The 18,550-nt window shown below is 72.0% G+C and carries 16 protein-coding genes; 9 read left to right on the forward strand and 7 right to left on the reverse strand.

The genetic code is table 11. The annotated features are described in order from the left end of the window. The 4 genes from ACFCXS_RS14775 to ACFCXS_RS14790 all read right to left on the reverse strand — a co-directional run bounded on the left by ACFCXS_RS14775 (position 1) and on the right by ACFCXS_RS14790 (position 3,168). A complete protein-coding gene (locus tag ACFCXS_RS14775; protein WP_376643620.1) occupies positions 1–447 on the reverse strand; it encodes an organic hydroperoxide resistance protein in 447 nt (148 codons plus the stop codon). Positions 448–585: 138 nt separating this feature from the next. Continuing rightward, a complete protein-coding gene (locus ACFCXS_RS14780; RefSeq protein WP_376643621.1) occupies positions 586–1,353 on the reverse strand; it encodes an energy-coupling factor ABC transporter ATP-binding protein in 768 nt (255 codons plus the stop codon). Beyond that, a complete protein-coding gene (gene cbiQ / locus ACFCXS_RS14785) occupies positions 1,341–2,102 on the reverse strand; it encodes a cobalt ECF transporter T component CbiQ (RefSeq protein ID WP_376643622.1) in 762 nt (253 codons plus the stop codon). Before cbiQ ends, ACFCXS_RS14780 begins: the two co-directional genes overlap by 13 nt. A gap of 1 nt (position 2,103) precedes the next feature. Then, positions 2,104–3,168, reverse strand: coding sequence for an energy-coupling factor ABC transporter permease (locus ACFCXS_RS14790; protein WP_376643623.1), 1,065 nt, complete (start codon positions 3,166–3,168; stop codon positions 2,104–2,106). Positions 3,169–3,336: 168 nt separating this feature from the next. On the opposite strand from ACFCXS_RS14790, the gene ACFCXS_RS14795 reads away from it, so the two are divergent. Then, positions 3,337–3,702, forward strand: a complete 366-nt coding sequence (locus tag ACFCXS_RS14795) for an SsgA family sporulation/cell division regulator (protein ID WP_376643624.1) — start codon at positions 3,337–3,339, stop codon at positions 3,700–3,702. Positions 3,703–3,775: 73 nt separating this feature from the next. Here the strand turns inward: ACFCXS_RS14795 and ACFCXS_RS14800 are convergent, their stop codons facing one another. The 3 genes from ACFCXS_RS14800 to ACFCXS_RS14810 form a co-directional block, all read right to left on the reverse strand. Further along, positions 3,776–5,443, reverse strand: a complete 1,668-nt coding sequence (locus tag ACFCXS_RS14800) for a penicillin-binding transpeptidase domain-containing protein (RefSeq protein WP_376643625.1) — start codon at positions 5,441–5,443, stop codon at positions 3,776–3,778. A gap of 103 nt (positions 5,444–5,546) precedes the next feature. After that, positions 5,547–7,181 carry a penicillin-binding transpeptidase domain-containing protein gene (locus ACFCXS_RS14805; RefSeq protein ID WP_376643626.1) on the reverse strand — a complete coding sequence of 545 codons (1,635 nt, stop codon included), beginning with the start codon at positions 7,179–7,181 and terminating at the stop codon, positions 5,547–5,549. A gap of 130 nt (positions 7,182–7,311) precedes the next feature. Further along, a complete protein-coding gene (locus ACFCXS_RS14810) occupies positions 7,312–9,060 on the reverse strand; it encodes a dolichyl-phosphate-mannose--protein mannosyltransferase (RefSeq protein WP_376643627.1) in 1,749 nt (582 codons plus the stop codon). A 110-nt stretch (positions 9,061–9,170) separates the two neighbouring features. Between ACFCXS_RS14810 and rsmI the strand changes: the two genes are divergently transcribed. From rsmI to ACFCXS_RS14850, 8 genes are all read left to right on the forward strand, one after another. Next, on the forward strand, positions 9,171–10,019 hold the full coding sequence (gene rsmI / locus ACFCXS_RS14815; RefSeq protein WP_376643628.1) for a 16S rRNA (cytidine(1402)-2'-O)-methyltransferase: 849 nt from the start codon (positions 9,171–9,173) through the stop codon (positions 10,017–10,019). Positions 10,020–10,325: 306 nt separating this feature from the next. Next, the gene (locus tag ACFCXS_RS14820; RefSeq protein WP_376643629.1) at positions 10,326–10,754 is read left to right on the forward strand and encodes a hypothetical protein; all 429 of its coding nucleotides are present in this window, start codon (positions 10,326–10,328) and stop codon (positions 10,752–10,754) included. Positions 10,755–10,833: 79 nt separating this feature from the next. Beyond that, positions 10,834–11,724, forward strand: a complete 891-nt coding sequence (locus tag ACFCXS_RS14825; protein ID WP_376643630.1) for a TatD family hydrolase — start codon at positions 10,834–10,836, stop codon at positions 11,722–11,724. Positions 11,725–11,853: 129 nt separating this feature from the next. Next, on the forward strand, positions 11,854–13,383 hold the full coding sequence (locus ACFCXS_RS14830) for a ubiquitin-like domain-containing protein (RefSeq protein WP_376643631.1): 1,530 nt from the start codon (positions 11,854–11,856) through the stop codon (positions 13,381–13,383). 31 nt (positions 13,384–13,414) lie between these two features. Beyond that, positions 13,415–14,305 carry a 16S rRNA (adenine(1518)-N(6)/adenine(1519)-N(6))-dimethyltransferase RsmA gene (gene rsmA, locus ACFCXS_RS14835; protein WP_376643632.1) on the forward strand — a complete coding sequence of 297 codons (891 nt, stop codon included), beginning with the start codon at positions 13,415–13,417 and terminating at the stop codon, positions 14,303–14,305. After that, entirely contained in the window at positions 14,302–15,204 is a 903-nt protein-coding gene (locus tag ACFCXS_RS14840; protein ID WP_376643633.1) for a 4-(cytidine 5'-diphospho)-2-C-methyl-D-erythritol kinase, read from the forward strand. Before rsmA ends, ACFCXS_RS14840 begins: the two co-directional genes overlap by 4 nt. Before the next feature lie 67 nt (positions 15,205–15,271). Beyond that, positions 15,272–16,513 (forward strand): HEAT repeat domain-containing protein, encoded by a 1,242-nt coding sequence (locus ACFCXS_RS14845; RefSeq protein ID WP_376643634.1) that lies wholly within the window; start codon positions 15,272–15,274, stop codon positions 16,511–16,513. 71 nt (positions 16,514–16,584) lie between these two features. Further along, positions 16,585–18,396: an ABC-F family ATP-binding cassette domain-containing protein gene (locus tag ACFCXS_RS14850; RefSeq protein ID WP_376643635.1), complete on the forward strand. Its 1,812-nt coding sequence runs from the start codon at positions 16,585–16,587 to the stop codon at positions 18,394–18,396. Positions 18,397–18,550: the final 154 nt, after the last annotated feature.

Below are 18,550 nucleotides of genomic sequence, written 5' to 3' on the forward strand. Positions count from 1 at the left end.
CTAGCCAAGCAGGATGGTCACGTCGATGTTCCCGCGGGTCGCGTTCGAGTACGGGCAGATCTCGTGGGCCGCGTCCACCAGCCTGGTCGCGAGGTCCGTGTCGACGACCGGCAGCGAGACGCTGAGGGCGACCGCGAGACCGTAGCCGCGCTGCTGGTTGGGGCCGAGGCCGACCTTCGCGGCGACCGTGGAGCCGGACAGGTCGTAGCCCTCGCGGTTGCCGACGAGGATCAGGGCGTTGTGGAAGCAGGCGCTGTAGCCGGCCGCGAAGAGCTGTTCCGGATTGGTGCCGTTGCCGTCGCCGCCGAGCTGCGGGGGCATCGCGACCCTGAGATCGAGCTGACCGTCCTGGCTGGTCACATAGCCCTCGCGGCCGCCGTGGGCGGTGGCCTCAGCCACGTACATGATCTTCGTCGGGCGAGTGTCGACGGCGGGGCCGTCAGTCATGCTGCCCTCCCCCGGAATCAAGTGCGCACAAGTACATCGTGCACAAGGTACTGGCCGGTAACTCCGCTGGCGTGAGCAGGGGGTGGGCAACCGGGGGTAACCCTCGGCGGGGCGGTCACGGGCAGGCCGGCGGGACGGTCACGGACGGGCCGGTGTCACCGGGACCGAACGCGGGTCGAAGCCGAACGGCAGCTCCAGGCGGTGGGCCCGCATCAGCTCCTCGTCCGAGAGCAGCTCGCCGGTCGGCCCGTCGGCCGCGATCACCCCGTCGCTGAGGATCAGGGAGCGCGGGCACAGCTCCAGCGCGTAGGGCAGGTCGTGCGTGACCATCAGCACGGTCACGTCCAGGGAGCGCAGGATGTCCGCCAGTTCGCGGCGGGAGGCGGGGTCGAGGTTGGAGGAGGGCTCGTCGAGGACGAGGATCTCCGGCTCCATCGCCAGCACGGTCGCGACCGCCACCCGGCGGCGCTGCCCGAACGACAGGTGGTGCGGCGGGCGGTCCTTGAACTCCGCCATGCCGACCCGCTCCAGCGCACGCTCGACACGGGCCTCCAGCTCGGGCCCCTTCAGCCCGGCCGCCGCGGGCCCGAACGCCACGTCCTCGCGGACCGTCGGCATGAACAACTGGTCGTCCGGGTCCTGGAACACGATGCCGACCCGGCGCCGGACCTCGGCCATGTTCCGCTTGTCCACCGGCAGCCCGGCGACCCGCACCGTGCCGGCGCCGCCGGTCAGGATGCCGTTGAGGTGCAGCACGAGGGTCGTCTTGCCGGCGCCGTTCGGCCCGAGCAGCGCCACCCGCTCGCCGCGCGCGACCGAGAAGTCGACGCCGAAGAGGGCCTGGTGTCCGTCGGGGTAGGCGAAGGCGAGGCCGAAGACCTCCAGAGAAGCAGTCACAGGGTCCATCCCAGCAGACAGACGAGCAGGGCGGCGCAGGGGAGGGCGAGGGCGTACGACCACTGCGCCCGGGACGCGGTCACCTCGTCGATGACGGGCATGGAGCCGGCGTAGCCGCGGCTGACCATGGCCAGGTGCACTCGCTCGCCGCGCTCGTAGGAGCGGATGAACAGGGCGCCGGCCGACTTGGCGAGCACGCCCCAGTGCCTGACGCCCTTCGCCTCGAAGCCGCGGGACTCCCGGGCGATCCGCATGCGCCGCATCTCGTCGGTGATGACGTCGCCGTAGCGGATCATGAAGGACGCGATCTGCACCAGGAGCGGCGGGAGCTTGAGACGCTGCAGGCCCAGCAGCAGTTCGCGCAGCTCGGTCGTGGCGGCCAGCAGCACCGAGGCCGCGACGCCGAGCGTGCCCTTGGCGAGCACGTTCCAGGCGCCCCACAGGCCGTTCACGCTCAGGGACAGGCCGAGGACGTCGACCCGCTCGCCCTCCGCCACGAACGGCATGAGCACCGCGAACGCGACGAACGGCACCTCGATCAGCAGCCGCCGGAGCAGGAAGCCGGCGGGCACGCGCGCGGCGTACGCGACGGCCCCGAGCAGTACGGCGTACAGCCCGAACGCCCACATCGCCTCGCGCGGCGTCGACACCACGACCACCACGAAGGCGAACACGGCCGCGAGTTTGGTGTGCGGCGGCAGGCCGTGCACGGGCGAGTGCCCGTGCCGGTACAGCTTGTGCGCGTGCCCGGCTCCCATGTCAGACGCTCGTCATGCTCGTGGTGTCCGACGGGGAGGCGCCGTCCGTCCGGCGGCGTCGCACCACCCAGAACACGCCGGTGCCCGCGACGACCGTGACCCCCACGCCGATGACACCCGCCAGCCCTCCGGACAGGCGGGCATCGTCGACGTCCTTGACGCCGTAGTCGGCGAGCGGGGAGTCGGACGTGGAATGCTCCTCGGTCTTCTTGTCGATGCCGTGGTCGGCGGCGACCTTCTCCAGGCCGTCGGGGTTCGCCGAGGCGTAGAAGCTGACGAAGCCGGCCAGGACGAGGGAGGTGACCAGGCCCGCGGCCCACACCTTGCGGTGCGAGGTCCGGGCGGCCACGGGGGCGGGCTCGGGCTGCGCGTCGGGCGCGTCGACCAGTTCGCCGTTCACCCGCAGCTTGAGCTTCCGCGTCAGACCGCGCGCGCCGTACACCAGGTCCGGGCGTACGGCGATGACCGCGCCGACGGTCAGTGCGGTGATCACGGCCTCGCCGATGCCGATGAGGACGTGCACACCGACCATGGCGGTGGCGACCTTGCCGATCGCGACGTCGGTGGTGCCGCCGATCGCGAACATCAGCGTGAAGGCCAGTGCGGCGGCCGGGACGGAGACCAGGGCCGCCACGAACGAGGCCACCGTGACCGACCGGCGGGTGCGCGGCAGCACCTTCACCAGGCCGCGGAAGAGGGCGTAGGCGACGACCGTCGTGACGATCGCCATGTTGGTGATGTTGACGCCGAGCGCGGTCAGACCGCCGTCCGCGAAGAGGATGCCCTGCATCAGCAGGACGACGGAGACGCACAGGACGCCCGTGTAGGGGCCGACGAGTATCGCCGCCAGCGCACCGCCGAGCAGGTGGCCGCTGGTGCCCGCCGCGACGGGGAAGTTCAGCATCTGCACGGCGAAGATGAACGCCGCGACGAGTCCGGCCAGCGGCGCCGTGCGCTCGTCGAGTTCGCGGCGTGCGCCGCGCAGGCTCACGGCGACGGCGCCCGCGGCGATCACACCGGTGGCGGCGGAGGTGGGCGCGTTGATGAATCCGTCAGGTACATGCACCGTTCGATGATGTGGCTTGATGCGAATGGTTTGCAAGAGCGTGAAGCTCGTTTTATCTCACTCGTGATATGTCCGGCCGCACGGGCGGAATCCGGAAAATATGCGACATTGGAGAGGGAGTGGACGCACGGTTTCCACTCGGATTGCGCACGGTGAAGGGGCCGTCCGATGTCCGTAGTCGAGCAGTACGCGCGTGCCCACATCGTCTCGGACGCGGCCGTCCCGCTCGTCGACGAGCTGGAGGCGGTTCCGGTCAGGCTGCGGTACGACCCCGACCACGACCCCCGGAAGGTGCGCGTGGCGCTGCCCGGGGCCGGTGGAGGGGAGTGGACCGTCGGCCGCGAACTGCTGGAGGAGGGGCTGCGGGCGCCCGCCGGAGGCGGCGAGGTGCGGGTGTGGCCCTGCGGCCGGGTGCAGGTCGTCGTGGAGTTCCACACCGCGCAGGGGGTGTCGGTGGTGCAGTTCGAGCGGCACGCGCTGCTGCGGTTCCTGAGGCGGACGTACATGGCCGCCGCGCAGCCCGTCACCCATTGAGCCCAGGCCTCGGCTGCCGGCCCGGGCTGCCGGTATCGGCCGCCCGTCCCGGTTGCCGTCTCAGCCGCCCGTCTCAGCCGCCCATCTTCAGCAGCGCCGCCACGATCGGGCCGGCCGTCGAGCCGCCGTGCCCGCCCTGCTGGACCACGCCCGCGGCGGCCAGGTCGCCCCGGTAGGCCGTGAACCAGCCGTTCGGCTTCTTCTGCCCGTCGACCTCGGCGGACCCGGTCTTCGCGCCGACGTCACCGCCGACCCCGGCCATCGCCTCCGCGGCCGTACCGTACGCGGCCGTGTACGACATCAGCTCCCGCAGCTGGGACAGGGCGCTCGCCGGCAGGGTGCGGGAGGCCTTCGCCAGCTTGCGTCCGTCCACGTCCGGGGAGACCAGGTAGGGCTGGTGGAAGGTGCCGGCCTTGACCGTCGCCGAGACCGACGCCATGTTCAGCGGGTTCATGCGGACCCCGCCCTGCCCGATCAGCGAGGCGCCCATCTGCGCCGCCGACTGCACCGGCACCGCGCCGTCGAAGGACGGCACACCGATCGCCCAGTTGTTCAGCCCCAGGCCGAAGACCTGCTGGGCCTCCTTGGTCAGGTCGTCGTCCCTGAGCTTCGGGGCCTGGCTGATGAAGGCCGTGTTGCAGGACCGGGCGAAGCTCGCCTTGAAGGTGCCGTTCTTGATCTCGAACTTGTCGTCGTTCTGGAACTTCCAGTGGCCGTACGTGAAGTACTTCGGGCACGGGTGCTTCTTGTCCGCCGCGGCCAGGCCCTTCTCCAGCAGCAGCGAAGAGGTGATGACCTTCATCGTGGAGCCGGGGGCCAGGGAGCCCTGGAAGGCGGTGTTGAAGCCGGGGGAGGCGTTGGCCGCGGCCAGGATCTCGCCGGTCGACACCCGCAGCAGGACCACCGAGGACCTGGCCTTCTTCGCGACCTTCTGCTCGGCCGCCGCCTGCAGGGCCGGGTCCAGCGTGGTCTTCACCGTGCCCGGCGTGCCCTCGCTCAGCTCCAGCAGGGTCTTGTCGGAGAGGTCCTTGGCCTTGGCGGCCTTGCCGCGCACGACCCGCAGCTCGATACCGGCCTTGCCGCCGGCCTCCTTGCCGTACTTCTCGCGCAGTCCGTCCAGGACCGGGCCGAGGGAGGCGTACTTCTTCGTGGTCAGCTCCCCGCCGTCCCGGTCGAGGGCCTTGACCGGGGGCGTGCCCGCCTCGCCGGTCACCAGGGTGTCGCCGTCCTTCAGGTCCGGGTGGACGACCCCGGAGTGCCAGTCGACCAGGGGCTTTCCGTCGGAGGTGCGGCGCGTCACGGTCAGCGCGCTGTCGTACGTCAGCGGCTTGTCGGTGCCCTTGTAGGACACCGTGCCCTTGACGGAGAACGGCACCTTGTCACCGGCGGGCTTGCCCGGGGTGAGGGTGACGTCCTTGACGTGGGCGTCCTTGGTGTAGCCGGTGAGCAGCGGCCGGGCCGCGGAGGGGTCGTCGGTGGTGGCGGCGGCCTGCGTGATCTTCCCGGACTGCCAGGCGGTGAGGAAGGCGGTGGCGGTGGTGGTGACCTCGTTCGGCGTCAGCGGGCCGGTCTTGACCTTGGCCTTGTGGTCCGACGCCCGCGACCCGTCGTCGGCGGCGGCACCGCCGCCGTACAGCGCGTAGGCGCCGAACCCGGCACCGCCGACGACCACGGCGATCATCCCGCCGATCACGGCGGGTCTCGTCTTCCGTCGCTCGGCGACGCGCCTTCTGTTGCCCACTGCTGTTCTTTCCTCCGCGAATCCCCAGGGTCCCCGTCGCCCTCAGCTGTCCCACATCCCAACGACGGCCACCACCCTAGAGTCCCGTTCCTCGAAGGTGAGATCAGCCACCGGTTCGTAGCACGGCTGCGACAATCGGCCCGGCCGCGTCGCCGCCGTGGCCGCCCTCCTCGGTCATGGCCGCCGCCGCGATGTCGTCCCGGAACCCGGTGAACCAGCTGTTGGACTTGGCGTTGCCGTCGACCTCGGCGGAACCGGTCTTGGCGCCGATGTCACCGCCGAGTCCGCGCATGGCCTCCATGGCAGTGCCCTGCGCGGCGGTGAGGCGCATCATCTGCTTGAGCTGGCTCGCGGTGCTCGACCGCAGGCCCTCGGCCTGTGCCAGTTCCCGGTCGTCCAGCTTCGGAGAGACCAGGTAGGGCTGACGGAAGGCCCCGGTGATGGCGGTCGCGGTGACCGAGGCCATGTTCAGCGGGCTCATCTGGACCTGCCCCTGTCCGATGGCGCCGGCCGCCCGGTCCGGCCCGTCGACCGCGGGCACGCTGCCGTCGAAGGAGACGATGCCGGTCTTCCAGTTGTCCTGGCCCAGCCCGAAGCGGTCCTCGGCCTCCCGGGTCAGCGAGGCGTCCGTGAGCGGCTTCTCGTCGATGAGCTTGATGAAGGCGGTGTTGCAGGACCGCATGAAGCTGTTGGCCAGCGTGGCGTTCTCGTTGGGCTTCATACTGGTCAGGTTCTTGAAGGTCTGGCTCTGCCACACGGCGGTGTCGGGGCACGGCGCCGGGCCGTTCATCGAGGTCACGCCGTTGTCGATGAGCATCGCGGCGGTGATGATCTTCATGGTGGAGCCGGGTGCCGACTGGCCCTCGAAGGCGGCGTTGAAGCCGTCCGTGCGGTTGTTGGCCACGGCCAGCACCTCGCCTGTGCTGGGCTTGACGGCGACCACCGACGACTGGGCGAACCGCTTGACCGCCTTCTCGGCGGCCGCCTGCGCGCTCGGGCTGATCGTGGTGGCGAGCTTGCCCGGCTTGCCCTTGGCGAGGGTGAGCAGCGGGGTGTCGGGCGCGCCGTTGCCGTCGTGCCGGACGACCAGCTCGATGCCGGGGGTGCCGCCGGCCTGCTCGCCGTACTTGTCGCGCAGGGCGTCCAGGACCGGGCCGAGGGAGGGGTACTTCTCCTTGGTCAGCTCGGAGCCGTCGCGGCCGACGGCCTCGATGGGCGGGGTGGCCGACTGCTCGGTGACGAGCGTGTCGTCCTTCTTCAGCCCGGGGTGCACGACGGAGGGCTGCCAGTCGACCAGCGCGCGCCCGGTGGTGAGCCCGCGCACGACCTTGAGCTCGCTCCGGTAGCTCAGCGGCGCGGACTTGCCGTCGTAGGCCACCTTCGCCTTCACCGTGTAGGGCACGGTGGTGCCCTTCGCCGCACCCGGCGTGATCTTCACGTCGGTGATGTGGGCGTCGTCGGCGAAGGCGCTGAGCAGCTGCTCGGCGGCCGTGTCGTTGTTGGTGTACGACGCCGCTTGCGCGGACGCTCCCGTCTGCCAGGCCTTGAAGAACGCGGCCGTGGTCTCCTTGACCTCGTCCCTGCCGGGCGGCCCCGTCCGCTTCTGAGCGGCGACACCGCCCGCGCCGTCGCCGTCACCGCTCAAGGCACTCACGATGTTGTAGGCGCCGTACCCGGCCCCACCCACCATCACCGCGAACACCCCGCCTATGACGGCGGCTTTGACCCCCTTGCTCATAGGGTGGTCCCCTCCCCGTTGAGCCTTCCGCGTCCCATTGAACGCGTTCAGAAAGCTCGAATCCCGGGAGCACTCTATGCGTAAGCGGTTACTAACGGGACAGGCGTTTCGATTTTTGACCGAACGTAGATCACACCCACGTATCCAGCCACATCCGCGACCGCCACTCGTCGATAGGGATGGCGGTGCCCGTGTACAGCGGCCAGAAGTAGATGAAGTTCCAGGTGATCAGGAGGACCAGGACGCCCGCTGCCGTGGCGCCCGCGACGCGGCGGGTGTCGGAGGAGCGGGGTGGACCGACGATCGCGCCGAGCAGCATCGCCACCGCCAGGCACAGGAACGGCAGAAAGACGACGGCGTAGAAGAAGAAGATCGTGCGCTCCTGGTACATGAACCAGGGCAGGTAGCCCGCCGCGATGCCACAGGCGATGGCGCCCGCGCGCCAGTCGCGGCGGAAGAACCAGCGCCACAGGACGTACAGGACGGCGAAGCACGCGACCCACCACAGCAGCGGCGTGCCGAGCGCGAGCACCTCGCGGGCGCACTTCTCGCCCGCGTCGGCGGGGCAGCCGTCCTTGCCGGGGGCCGGGGACTCGTAGAAGTACGACACCGGCCGGCCGAGGACGAGCCAGCTCCACGGGTTGGACTGGTACGTGTGCGGCGAGGAGAGCCCGACGTGGAACTCGTAGACCTGGTGCTCGTAGTGCCACAGGCTGCGCAGCCAGTCGGGCAGGAACGTCCAGTTGCCGCCCTTGCCGCTGGTCGCGGCCCAGTTGCGGAAGTAGCCGCCGGAGCCGTTCGTGGCGGACAGGATCCAGCCGGTCCAGGACAGCAGGTAGGTGACCAGGGCGACCGGGACCGTGGCGAGGAACGCGAGGCCCGTGTCGCGCTTGAGGACCGCCGCGTACGGGTGACGGGCACCGGCGACCCGCCGCGAGCCGACGTCCCACAACACCGCCATCAGGCAGAACGCGGCCAGGATGTAGAGGCCGTTCCACTTCGTGCCGATGGCCAGGCCCAGCATCAGGCCCGCCGCCCAGCGCCAGGGGCGCCATCCCAGGCGGGCCGTCTCGGCCGTGTGCCGGTCGGGCCGGGCCCGGCCGTCCTCGGCCGGCGGCAGCGCGGCGGCGAGTCTCCCGCGGGCCTTGTCCCGGTCGACGAGCAGGCAGCCGAACGCCGCCAGCACGAAGAACATCAGCACGCCGTCGAGCAGTGCCGTGCGGCTCATCACGAAGTGCAGGCCGTCCACCGCCATCAGGAGGCCCGCGAGGCACCCCAGGAAGGTGGAGCGGAACAGGCGGCGGCCGATCCGGCACAGCAGCAGCACGGACAGCGTGCCGAGCAGCGCGGTCATGAACCGCCAGCCGAAGGGGTCGAAGCCGAACATCAGCTCGCCGAGCCCGATGACGTACTTGCCGACCGGCGGGTGCACCACGTACGCCGCGTCCGCCGGGAGCGTGACGTGGCCGCCCGAGGACAGGACCAGGTCGTTGGCGTTCTTGTCCCAGTTGAGCTCGAACCCGCGGTGGACCAGCGCCCACGCGTCCTTGGCGTAGTACGTCTCGTCGAATATCACCGCCCTGGGGCTGCCCAGGTTCCAGAACCGCAGCACCCCCGCCAGCAGTGTGACGAGCAGCGGGCCGATCCAGCCCGACCAACGCACCAGCCGCACCGCGAGCTTGTGCGGGACGCCGAGCGCCGCCCACAGGCGCGGGGAGGGCTCGGTGTACGGCGGCACCAGGCGGTCACGGACGTCGCGGGCGTCGCTGCCGGGCTGCCCCTGGTAGCCGAAGCGGCGCAGCCGCTGCTGCCAGGACGGCCGCTGGTCGAGCGGCGCCTGGCCCTGACGGGTGTCCGTGGAGGACGCGGTACTGGTCACCGCGCCATCGTAGGGAACCGTTCTGTGTGAGTCCCGTGCATGGCCGTATGCGTCCGCATCGTCCGCCCCTGGGAGGAGTCCCCGGTTGCCGCCCCTGGGAGGATGGGGGCGTGATCGGAACCCTCGTACTCGCAGGCACCCCCATCGGCGACGTCGCGGACGCCCCGCCCCGGCTCGCCGAGGAACTGGCCGGAGCCGACGTCGTCGCCGCCGAGGACACGCGGCGGCTGCGCCGGCTGACCCAGGCGCTCGGCGTCACCCCCAAGGGCAAGGTGGTGTCGTACTTCGAGGGCAACGAGGCCGCCCGGACGCCGGAGCTGGTCGAGGAACTGGTGGGCGGGGCGCGGGTGCTGCTCGTCACGGACGCGGGCATGCCGTCGGTGTCCGACCCGGGGTACCGGCTGGTGGCCGCCGCGGTCGAGCGGGACGTGCGGGTCACCGCCGTGCCCGGGCCGTCCGCGGTGCTCACCGCGCTCGCGCTGTCCGGGCTGCCCGTCGACCGGTTCTGCTTCGAGGGGTTCCTGCCGCGCAAGGCGGGGGAGCGGCTGGGGCGGCTGCGGGAGGTCGCCGGCGAGCGGCGCACGCTCGTCTACTTCGAGGCTCCCCACCGGCTCGACGACACGCTGTCGGCCATGGCCGAGGTGTTCGGGGCGGAGCGGCGGGCCGCGGTGTGCCGGGAGCTGACCAAGACGTACGAGGAGGTCCGGCGGGGCGGGCTGGGGGAGCTGGCCGCGTGGGCCGCGGAAGGTGTGCGCGGGGAGATCACCGTCGTGGTCGAGGGGGCGCCGGAGAAGGGGCCCGAGGAGGTCGGGCCGGAGGAGCTGGTGCGGCGGGTGAGGGTGCGGGAAGAAGCGGGGGAGCGGCGCAAGGAGGCGATCGCCGCGGTGGCGGTGGAGGCCGGGGTGCCGAAGAGGGTTGTCTTCGATGCGGTCGTCGCCGCGAAGAATGCGGCGGGGTGACACGCGACCGGGTTCGGGGTGGGGCTTCGGGTGCTTCGCGGGGCGCGGGTTGTGGGGGGTTGATCGCGCAGTTCCCCGCGCCCCTGACGGTGCGCTTCTTACGGGGCGCTGACAGCCTCTGAGCAGGGCGCATGTCGTTTGAGCGTGCGCCCCATGCGGGAGCAAAGCGCAAGGGGCGCAGGGGCAAGGGACGCCCAAATCGGGGCCAATAGTCGACAGGTCTGCTGCCATCGGTCCGGCCGAGGAGTCCACTGGGTTGCGGGGACGGAATCGTCCTCACGCCACAGCGGACCAACAGGAGCTGGCATGAGTGAGATCGCAGGGCAGACCGGGCTCCGCGCCGGTGCGACCGCAGTCGTCAACGAGTCCTACTCCTTCGCCTGCATGCGGTGCGGGCACGGCTGGGAGCAGTCGTACGAGATAGAGCACCACACGGACGCCGCGGGTCACGAGTTCGTCCTCTACGTGGCCGACGGCAAGGTGGTGCCCTCCCCGTTGAGCAAGCCCGAGTGCCACAACTGCGACAGCCACGTCGTGCGGATCATGCGGCCCGGGCGGGTCGCGTCGGCGCGTGACGCGGCGCACCGGCCCCACCGCGTGCCGCCGCCCGCCGGGCCCGTGGAGGGGCCCACCACGGACGCCGAAGCCGAAACGGCGGCCGGCCAGGAACGGCGCGAGCACCACCACTGGCATCTGTCCGACCTGCTGCACCCCTTCCAGCGCAAGGCGAGCTGACCCGTCCGGCTTCCCTTGTCGACGCCCTCCCCGGTCCTCCCCCACCGGGGAGGGCGTACCCCTTTCGTAGGATCGGTGCATGCCTTCGAATGCCTCCGGCCGCCCCGACAAGAACGCGGCCCCGCCCCTCCCGGAGCCCCTCCGGGTGCCGGTCGCCGACTCCCACACCCATCTGGACATGCAGTCCGGCACGGTCGAGGAGGCGCTGGCGAAGGCGGCGTCGGTCGGAGTGACGACGGTCGTGCAGGTCGGCTGCGACCTCAAGGGATCGCGCTGGGCGGCCGAGACGGCTGCGGCCCACGACGCCGTCCACGCCACGGTCGCCCTGCACCCCAACGAGGCGCCCCGGATCGTGCACGGCGACCCCGACGGGTGGTCGCGGCAGGGCGCTCGCCGACCCGGCGGTCAGGCCGCCCTCGACGACGCCCTCGCCGAGATCGACCGGCTGGCCGCGCTGGAGCAGGTCAAGGGCGTCGGTGAGACCGGCCTCGACTACTTCCGCACCGGGCCCGAGGGCAAGGAGGCGCAGGAGCGTTCCTTCCGCGCCCACATCGAGATCGCCAAGCGGCACGGCAAGGCCCTCGTCATCCACGACCGCGAGGCCCACGCCGACGTCCTGCGCGTGCTGAAGGAGGAGGGCGCTCCCGAGCGGACCGTCTTCCACTGCTACTCCGGCGACGCCGAGATGGCCGGGATCTGCGCGGGCGCGGGCTACTTCATGTCGTTCGCCGGCAACGTCACCTTCAAGAACGCCCAGAACCTGCGGGACGCGGTGGCGGTGGCCCCGCTGGAGCTTCTCCTCGTGGAGACCGACGCGCCCTTCCTCACCCCCGCGCCCTACCGAGGGCGGCCCAATGCCCCCTACCTCGTGCCGGTCACCGTACGGGCCATGGCCGAGGTGCGCGGCATCGACGAGGACACGCTGGCCACGGCCCTCGGCGCGAACACGGCACGCGCGTTCGGCTACTGACCCGCCGCCCACCTCACCGTACGACTGTGCGTAGTCGCGTCGCTTTGGAGAGTGACGGCCGCTCCGCTAGGTTCTGGGGGCCCGATCCGGACCCCTCTGGACCCCTCCGGCCCCCTGGAGCGCGTCGGCGTGAGCAACTCCCGGTACGAGACGTACGAAACGTACGAGTCGCCCGAGGCGTACAAGGCATACGAGCCATATGACACGTACGAGCCGTATGCGGCGTACGAGTCGCATGCGTACGAGATGTACGGCCCCGCCTACGCCCACCCGGCGTACGGCGGGTCCGCCGTGCCGCCGGCCGATCTGCACAGCGCCGAGACCCTCACCTACGGGACACCGGCGCCCCCCGGCGCCCGCCCGGACACCTACCGGCCCTCCTACGAGGCGCCGACCCTGCCCGCGCTGCCCAGGCAGGGCGCTCCGGACGCCGACGAGCCCGCGCCCGGGCCCGCCGGGCACCCCGAGCCGGGCCCGGGAGCACGCGCCGGGTCGCGTGCCGCGGCGCGCACCGGCTCGCACCGCAGGGCCACACGCCGGCGCAGGACGCGCTACGCCGAGCGCCCGGACAGTCCCGTGCGGCGGCTGCTCCCGCAGGCCCTCGTCGTCGCCTTCCTGGCGGGCGGCACCACGGCGTTCGTCGCCGAGGACAAGGCGATCGAGCTGAACGTCGACGGCAACGCCCGGACGCTGCACACCTTCGCCGACGACGTCACCGAGCTGCTGGCGGACCAGGGGGTCGAGATCGGCGCCCACGACGTGGTGGCGCCCGGACCCGGCGCGCGGATCAGCAGCGGCGACGAGGTCGCCGTGCACTTCGCCCGTCCCGTGCGGCTCACCCTCGACGGACACCGGCGTGAGGTGTGGACGACCGCCCACACGGTGGAGGGCGCGCTGCGCCAGCTCGGTGTGCGCCAGGAGGGCGCGTACGTGTCCACGTCACGCTCCCGGCGCATCGGACGCGGAGGGCTCGCCCTGGACGTGCGCACCGAGCGCACGGTCACGATCATGGCGGACGGCCGCGCCCGCACCGTGCGCACCAACGCGGCGACCGTGCGCGAGGCCGTCGAGCAGGCCGGGATCACCCTGCACGGCCAGGACACCACCTCGGTCCCGCAGGCCGGCTTCCCGCGCGACGGGCAGACCGTGACGGTGCTGCGGATCACCGGCGGCAGGGAGGTCCGTGAGGAACCGATCCCCTTCCAGGTCCAGCGGTCGGAGGATCCCACCCTGTTCCGGGGCACGGAGGTCGTGGAGCGAGCGGGCGAGCCGGGACTGCGCCGGGTCACCTTCGCCCTGCGCACGGTCAACGGAGTGCCGCAGAAGCCGCGCCGGATCAGCTCCGAGGTGGTGCGCGAGCCGAGCCCGCAGGTGGTGAAGGTCGGAACCAAGCAGCGTCCGGCGTCGGTGGAGGGCGCCGACCACCTCGACTGGCAGGGCCTCGCCGCCTGCGAGTCCGGCGGCCGGCCCGACGCGGTCGACTCCTCGGGCACCTACGGCGGCCTCTACCAGTTCGACACCCGGACCTGGCAGGCCCTCGGCGGCACCGGCCGCCCCCAGGACGCCCCGGCGGCGGAACAGACGTACCGGGCGAAGAAGCTCTACGTACGGCGAGGAGCCAGCCCGTGGCCGCACTGCGGGGGACGGCTGCACGGATAGGCGCCCGCACAACCCCCCGTACCCTTGTCCCGTGACCAGCAGCCCCACCCCCGACGCCCTCCTGGGCCCCGCCGACATCCGCGAGCTCGCGGCCGCCCTCGGCGTACGCCCGACCAAGCAACGCGGACAGAACTTCGTGATCGACGCGAACACCGTCCGCCGGATCGTCCGCACCGCACAGGTCCGCCCCGACGACGTGGTCGTCGAGGTCGGCCCGGGGCTCGGGTCGCTCACCCTCGCACTGCTGGAGGCCGCCGACCGGGTCACGGCCGTGGAGATCGACGACGTGCTCGCCGGTGCGCTGCCCGCGACCATCACGGCCCGCATGCCCGAACGCGCCGACAGGTTCGCGCTGGTCCACTCGGACGCCATGCACGTCACCGAGCTGCCCGGGCCCGCCCCGACCGCGCTGGTCGCCAACCTGCCCTACAACGTGGCCGTCCCCGTCCTGCTGCACATGCTCGACACCTTCCCGACCATCGAGCGCACCCTCGTCATGGTCCAGGCGGAGGTCGCCGACCGGCTCGCCGCCCCGCCCGGCTCCAAGGTCTACGGCGTCCCCTCGGTCAAGGCCAACTGGTACGCCGAGGTCAAGCGTGCCGGTGCGATCGGGCGGAACGTGTTCTGGCCCGCGCCCAACGTCGACAGCGGCCTGGTTTCCCTGGTCCGGCGCACCGAGCCGCTGAAGACGACGGCGTCCAAGCGCGAGGTGTTCGCCGTCGTCGACGCGGCGTTCGCCCAGCGCCGCAAGACGCTGCGGGCCGCGCTCTCCGGCTGGGCCGGGTCGGCCGCCGCCGCCGAGGAGGCCCTGGTCGCCGCCGGGGTGTCGCCGCAGGCCCGGGGCGAGTCGCTCACCGTGGAAGAGTTCGCGCGTATCGCCGAGCACAAGGCGAACCGGCACCAGGAGAAGGAGACCGCGTGAGCGTCACGGTCCGCGTCCCGGCCAAGGTCAACGTCCAGCTGGCGGTCGGCGCCGCCCGCCCCGACGGCTTCCACGACCTGGCCAACGTCTTCCTCGCGGTAGGCCTCTACGACGAGATCACCGTCACCCCCGCCGACGAGCTCCGTGTCACCTGCGACGGCCCGGACGCCGACCAGGTCCCCCTGGACCGTACGAACCTGGCCGCGCGGGCCGCCGAGGCGCTCGCCGAACGCCACGGCCGCAGCCCCGGCGTCCACATCCACATCGCCAAGGACATCCCCGTCGCCGGCGGCATGGCCGGCGGCAGCGCGGACGGCGCCGGCGCCCTGGTGGCCTGCGACGCCTTGTGGGGGACCGGCGCCTCCCGCGACGAACTCCTGGAGATCTGCGCCGAGCTGGGCAGCGACGTCCCGTTCAGCCTGGTCGGCGGCGCCGCCCTCGGCATCGGGCGGGGCGAGCGGCTGACGACCCTGGAGACCGGCGGCACCTTCCACTGGGTGTTCGCGATGGCCGGGCGGGGCCTGTCCACCCCGGCGGTGTTCCGCGAGTTCGACCGGCTCGGCGAGGGCACGGACATCCCCGAGCCCGTCGCCTCCCAGGAACTCCTCGCCGCCCTAGCGAAGGGCGACCCGGACGCGCTCGCCGCCGCCGTCTCCAACGACCTCCAGCCCGCCGCCCTCTCCCTCTTCCCGGAGCTCGCCGGCACCCTCGCCGCGGGCCGGGCGGCGGGTGCCCTCACCGCACTCGTCTCGGGCTCCGGACCGACCACCGCGTTCCTGGTCCGCGACCCGGAGTCGGCCGCCGCGGTGGCACAGGCGCTGGTGTCGTCCGGGACGTGCAGGACCGTGCGCACGGCGTCGGGCCCGGCACCCGGCGCCACGGTGGCGGCCGCCGGTTAATCACGTGCCCCGGCCGCTGCCCGGCGCCTAGGCTCCCCCAGTCGATTCGACAGGGGGAGACACAAGAGTGCGAGAACTGGTCGCGGCCGTACGGCGCGGGGACGTGGAAGAGGTCACGGCGCTGCTGGAGTCCGGGGCCGACCCCGAGACCTTGGAGGACGGCCTTCCGCTCCTCTGCCTGGCCGTGGCGGCGTACGACGAGCCCGTCGCGGAAGCGCTGCTCAAGGCCGGAGCCGACCCCATGCGCCCGCTGCCCGACGGGAGCACCCCGCTGGCGCGGGCGGTCGACGGCGGGTCCCACATGCTCACCTACGCGCTCGCCACCAGCCGCATCCCGCTCTCGGCACCGGCGCGCGCAGACGTGCCGGCCCGGGCCCGGCGGTGGGCCGAGGCGGGCGCGGAGGCCGAACTGCGCCGCGTCACCGGCCTCACCGGGCCCGTCGAGCGGGTCCGGTTCGAGGACGACGAGGTCGGCTGGTGGAGCGAGCAGCTCACGCTCGGCCCCGTGACCGTGCGCGACGAGCACTGGGCCATCCTCACGTCCACGGAGGCCCGCTACGGCATCCGCACCCCCTTCGACGAACTGGTCGCCCGTGCCCTCGCCCACCCCGACCGGAACCACGTCGTGTGGAGCGAGGTGACGTCCACGCTCGGCAGGCGGACCGACGAGGAGACCTGGCAACGGAGCCGGGACCTGCTCGACCACCCCGACCGGACGCACCGGCTGCTCGCCGCCGACCTCCTGCTGTCGCTGATCCTCGGAGACCTCGCCACGGGCGACCAGCCGTTCTGGGAACGGGGGCGGGAGCTCGTGCCCTGGGCGGAACAGGAGGAGGACCCGCAGGTGCTGGCGGTCCTCCTGAACGCGATGACCCACGACAGCGCCCCCGAGATCGAGGCCGTGGGGCTGTCGCACCTCACCCACCCGGACCCGGAGGTGCGCGCCCTGGTGCCGGACACCCTGGAGCGCTCCGCGGACGGCCGCTCCCAGGTCCGTCCCGAGAGCCTCGCCACGGTGCTCACCCTGGCCCGCGACGAGGACCCCGGCGTACGCGAGGCGGCCTGCCGCTGGCTCGCGCACTACCGGGGGCGCGAGCCCGAGGTGGGGGACGCGCTGGTCGCGCTCACCCACGACGAGACGCAGCCGGTCCGCATCGAGGCCGTCTCCGGCCTGGCCCACCGCGACGACCCGCGCTGCGTGGAGGCCGAGCACCGGATCGGCCCCCGCGACCCGGATCAGCCGTTCGACGAGAGGCTGATGGACGTGTGGCGCTACCGGCGCCGCCGGGAGGACGCCGCCGGCTCCTGAACGCCCCGGCCGGAGCACCCCCGGGCGCGACTACCCTGGAGGGTCGATCCATCCCCCTTGGCAGGAGAGTAATGGCCGTCAACCTGGTCAATGTCGAGAACGTCAGCAAGGTGTACGGCACCCGTGCCCTGCTCGACGGCGTCTCCCTCGGCGTCTCCGAAGGGGACCGCGTCGGTGTCGTGGGCCGCAACGGCGACGGCAAGACCACACTCATCCGCATGCTCGCCAAGCAGGAGGACGCCGACACCGGGCGCGTCACGCACTCCGGCGGGCTGCGCCTCGGCGTGCTCACCCAGCACGACTCCCTCGACCCCGAGGCCACCGTCCGCCACGAGGTCATCGGCGACATGGCCGACCACGAGTGGGCCGGCGACGCCAAGGTCAGGGACGTGCTCACCGGCCTGTTCGGCGGACTCGACCTGCCCGGGTTCCCCAAGGGCCTGGACACCGTCATCGGCCCGCTCTCCGGCGGTGAGCGGCGCCGGATCGCGCTGGCCAAGCTGCTCATCGAGGAGCAGGACCTGCTCGTCCTGGACGAGCCCACCAACCACCTCGACGTCGAGGGCATCGCCTGGCTGGCCCGCCATCTGCAAAAACGCCGGTCGGCCCTCGTCTGCGTCACCCACGACCGGTGGTTCCTCGACCAGGTCTGCACCCGCATGTGGGACGTCCAGCGCGGCGATGTCTACGAGTACGAGGGCGGCTACTCCGACTACGTCTTCGCCCGGGCCGAGCGCGAGCGCATCGCCGCCACCGAGGAGGCAAAGCGGCAGAACCTCGTCCGCAAGGAGCTGGCCTGGCTGCGCCGCGGGGCGCCCGCCCGTACGTCCAAGCCGCGCTTCCGCGTCGAGGCCGCCAACGAGCTCATCGCCGACGTACCGCCGCCCCGGGACAGCAGCGAGCTGATGAAGTTCGCCTCGACCCGGCTGGGCAAGACGGTGTTCGACCTGGAGGACATCACCGTCCAGGCCGGCCCCAAGGTCCTCCTCAAGCACGTCACCTGGCAGCTCGGTCCCGGCGACCGCATCGGCCTGGTCGGCGTCAACGGCGCCGGCAAGACGTCGCTGCTGCGGGCCATGGCCCAGGCGGCCCGGACCGACGGCGAGACCCAGCCCGTGGGAGGTCACGTCCGCGTCGGCAAGACGGTGAAGCTGGCCTACCTCTCCCAGGAGGTCGCCGAACTCGAGCCGAGCACACGCGTGCTGGAGGCCGTGCAGCAGGTTCGCGAGCGCGTCGACCTCGGCAAGGGACGCGAGATGACCGCCGGGCAGCTGTGCGAGACGTTCGGCTTCGGCAAGGAGAAGCAGTGGACGCCCGTCGGTGACCTGTCCGGTGGTGAGCGCCGCCGGCTCCAGCTGCTGCGCCTGCTCATGGACGAGCCCAACGTCCTCTTCCTCGACGAGCCCACCAACGACCTCGACATCGAGACGCTGACGCAGCTGGAGGACGTCCTCGACGGCTGGCCCGGCTCGATGATCGTCATCTCCCACGACCGGTTCTTCATCGAGCGGACCACCGACCGCGTCTTCGCGCTGCTCGGCGACGGCGCCCTGCGCATGCTGCCGCGCGGCATCGACGAGTACCTGGAGCGACGGCAGCGCATGGAGGAGGCCGCCGCCTCCTCCGCCCCCGCCGCCGCGCAGCAGCAGTCCGCCGCCCCGGAGAAGAGCGCCGCCGACCAGCGCGCCGCCAAGAAGGAACTCCAGAAGATCGAGCGGCAGCTCGACAAGGTCTCCGAGAGGGAGGCCAAGCTCCACGCCCAAATCGCCGAAAACGCCACGGACTTCGCGAAGGTTGCCGAACTGGACGCCGAGCTGCGGGAGTTGGCCGGTCAGCGCGAGGAGCTGGAGATGCGCTGGCTGGAACTCGCCGAGGACGCGTGAAGGGTGCGTGAAGACGCATAACGGCGGCATCACGGGCCGGTTCTCCCTTGGGAACAGGGCGTGAGACGGCCCGCTCCGCTGTCGGAACCTGGTGATACAAAGAGTCGTCTTAGAACTTTATGAAGCGACTCTGAGCCTGTTGAGCATCTCAGGG

Source organism: Streptomyces sp. NPDC056373, assembly GCF_042262425.1.
Taxonomy (GTDB): domain Bacteria; phylum Actinomycetota; class Actinomycetes; order Streptomycetales; family Streptomycetaceae; genus Streptomyces.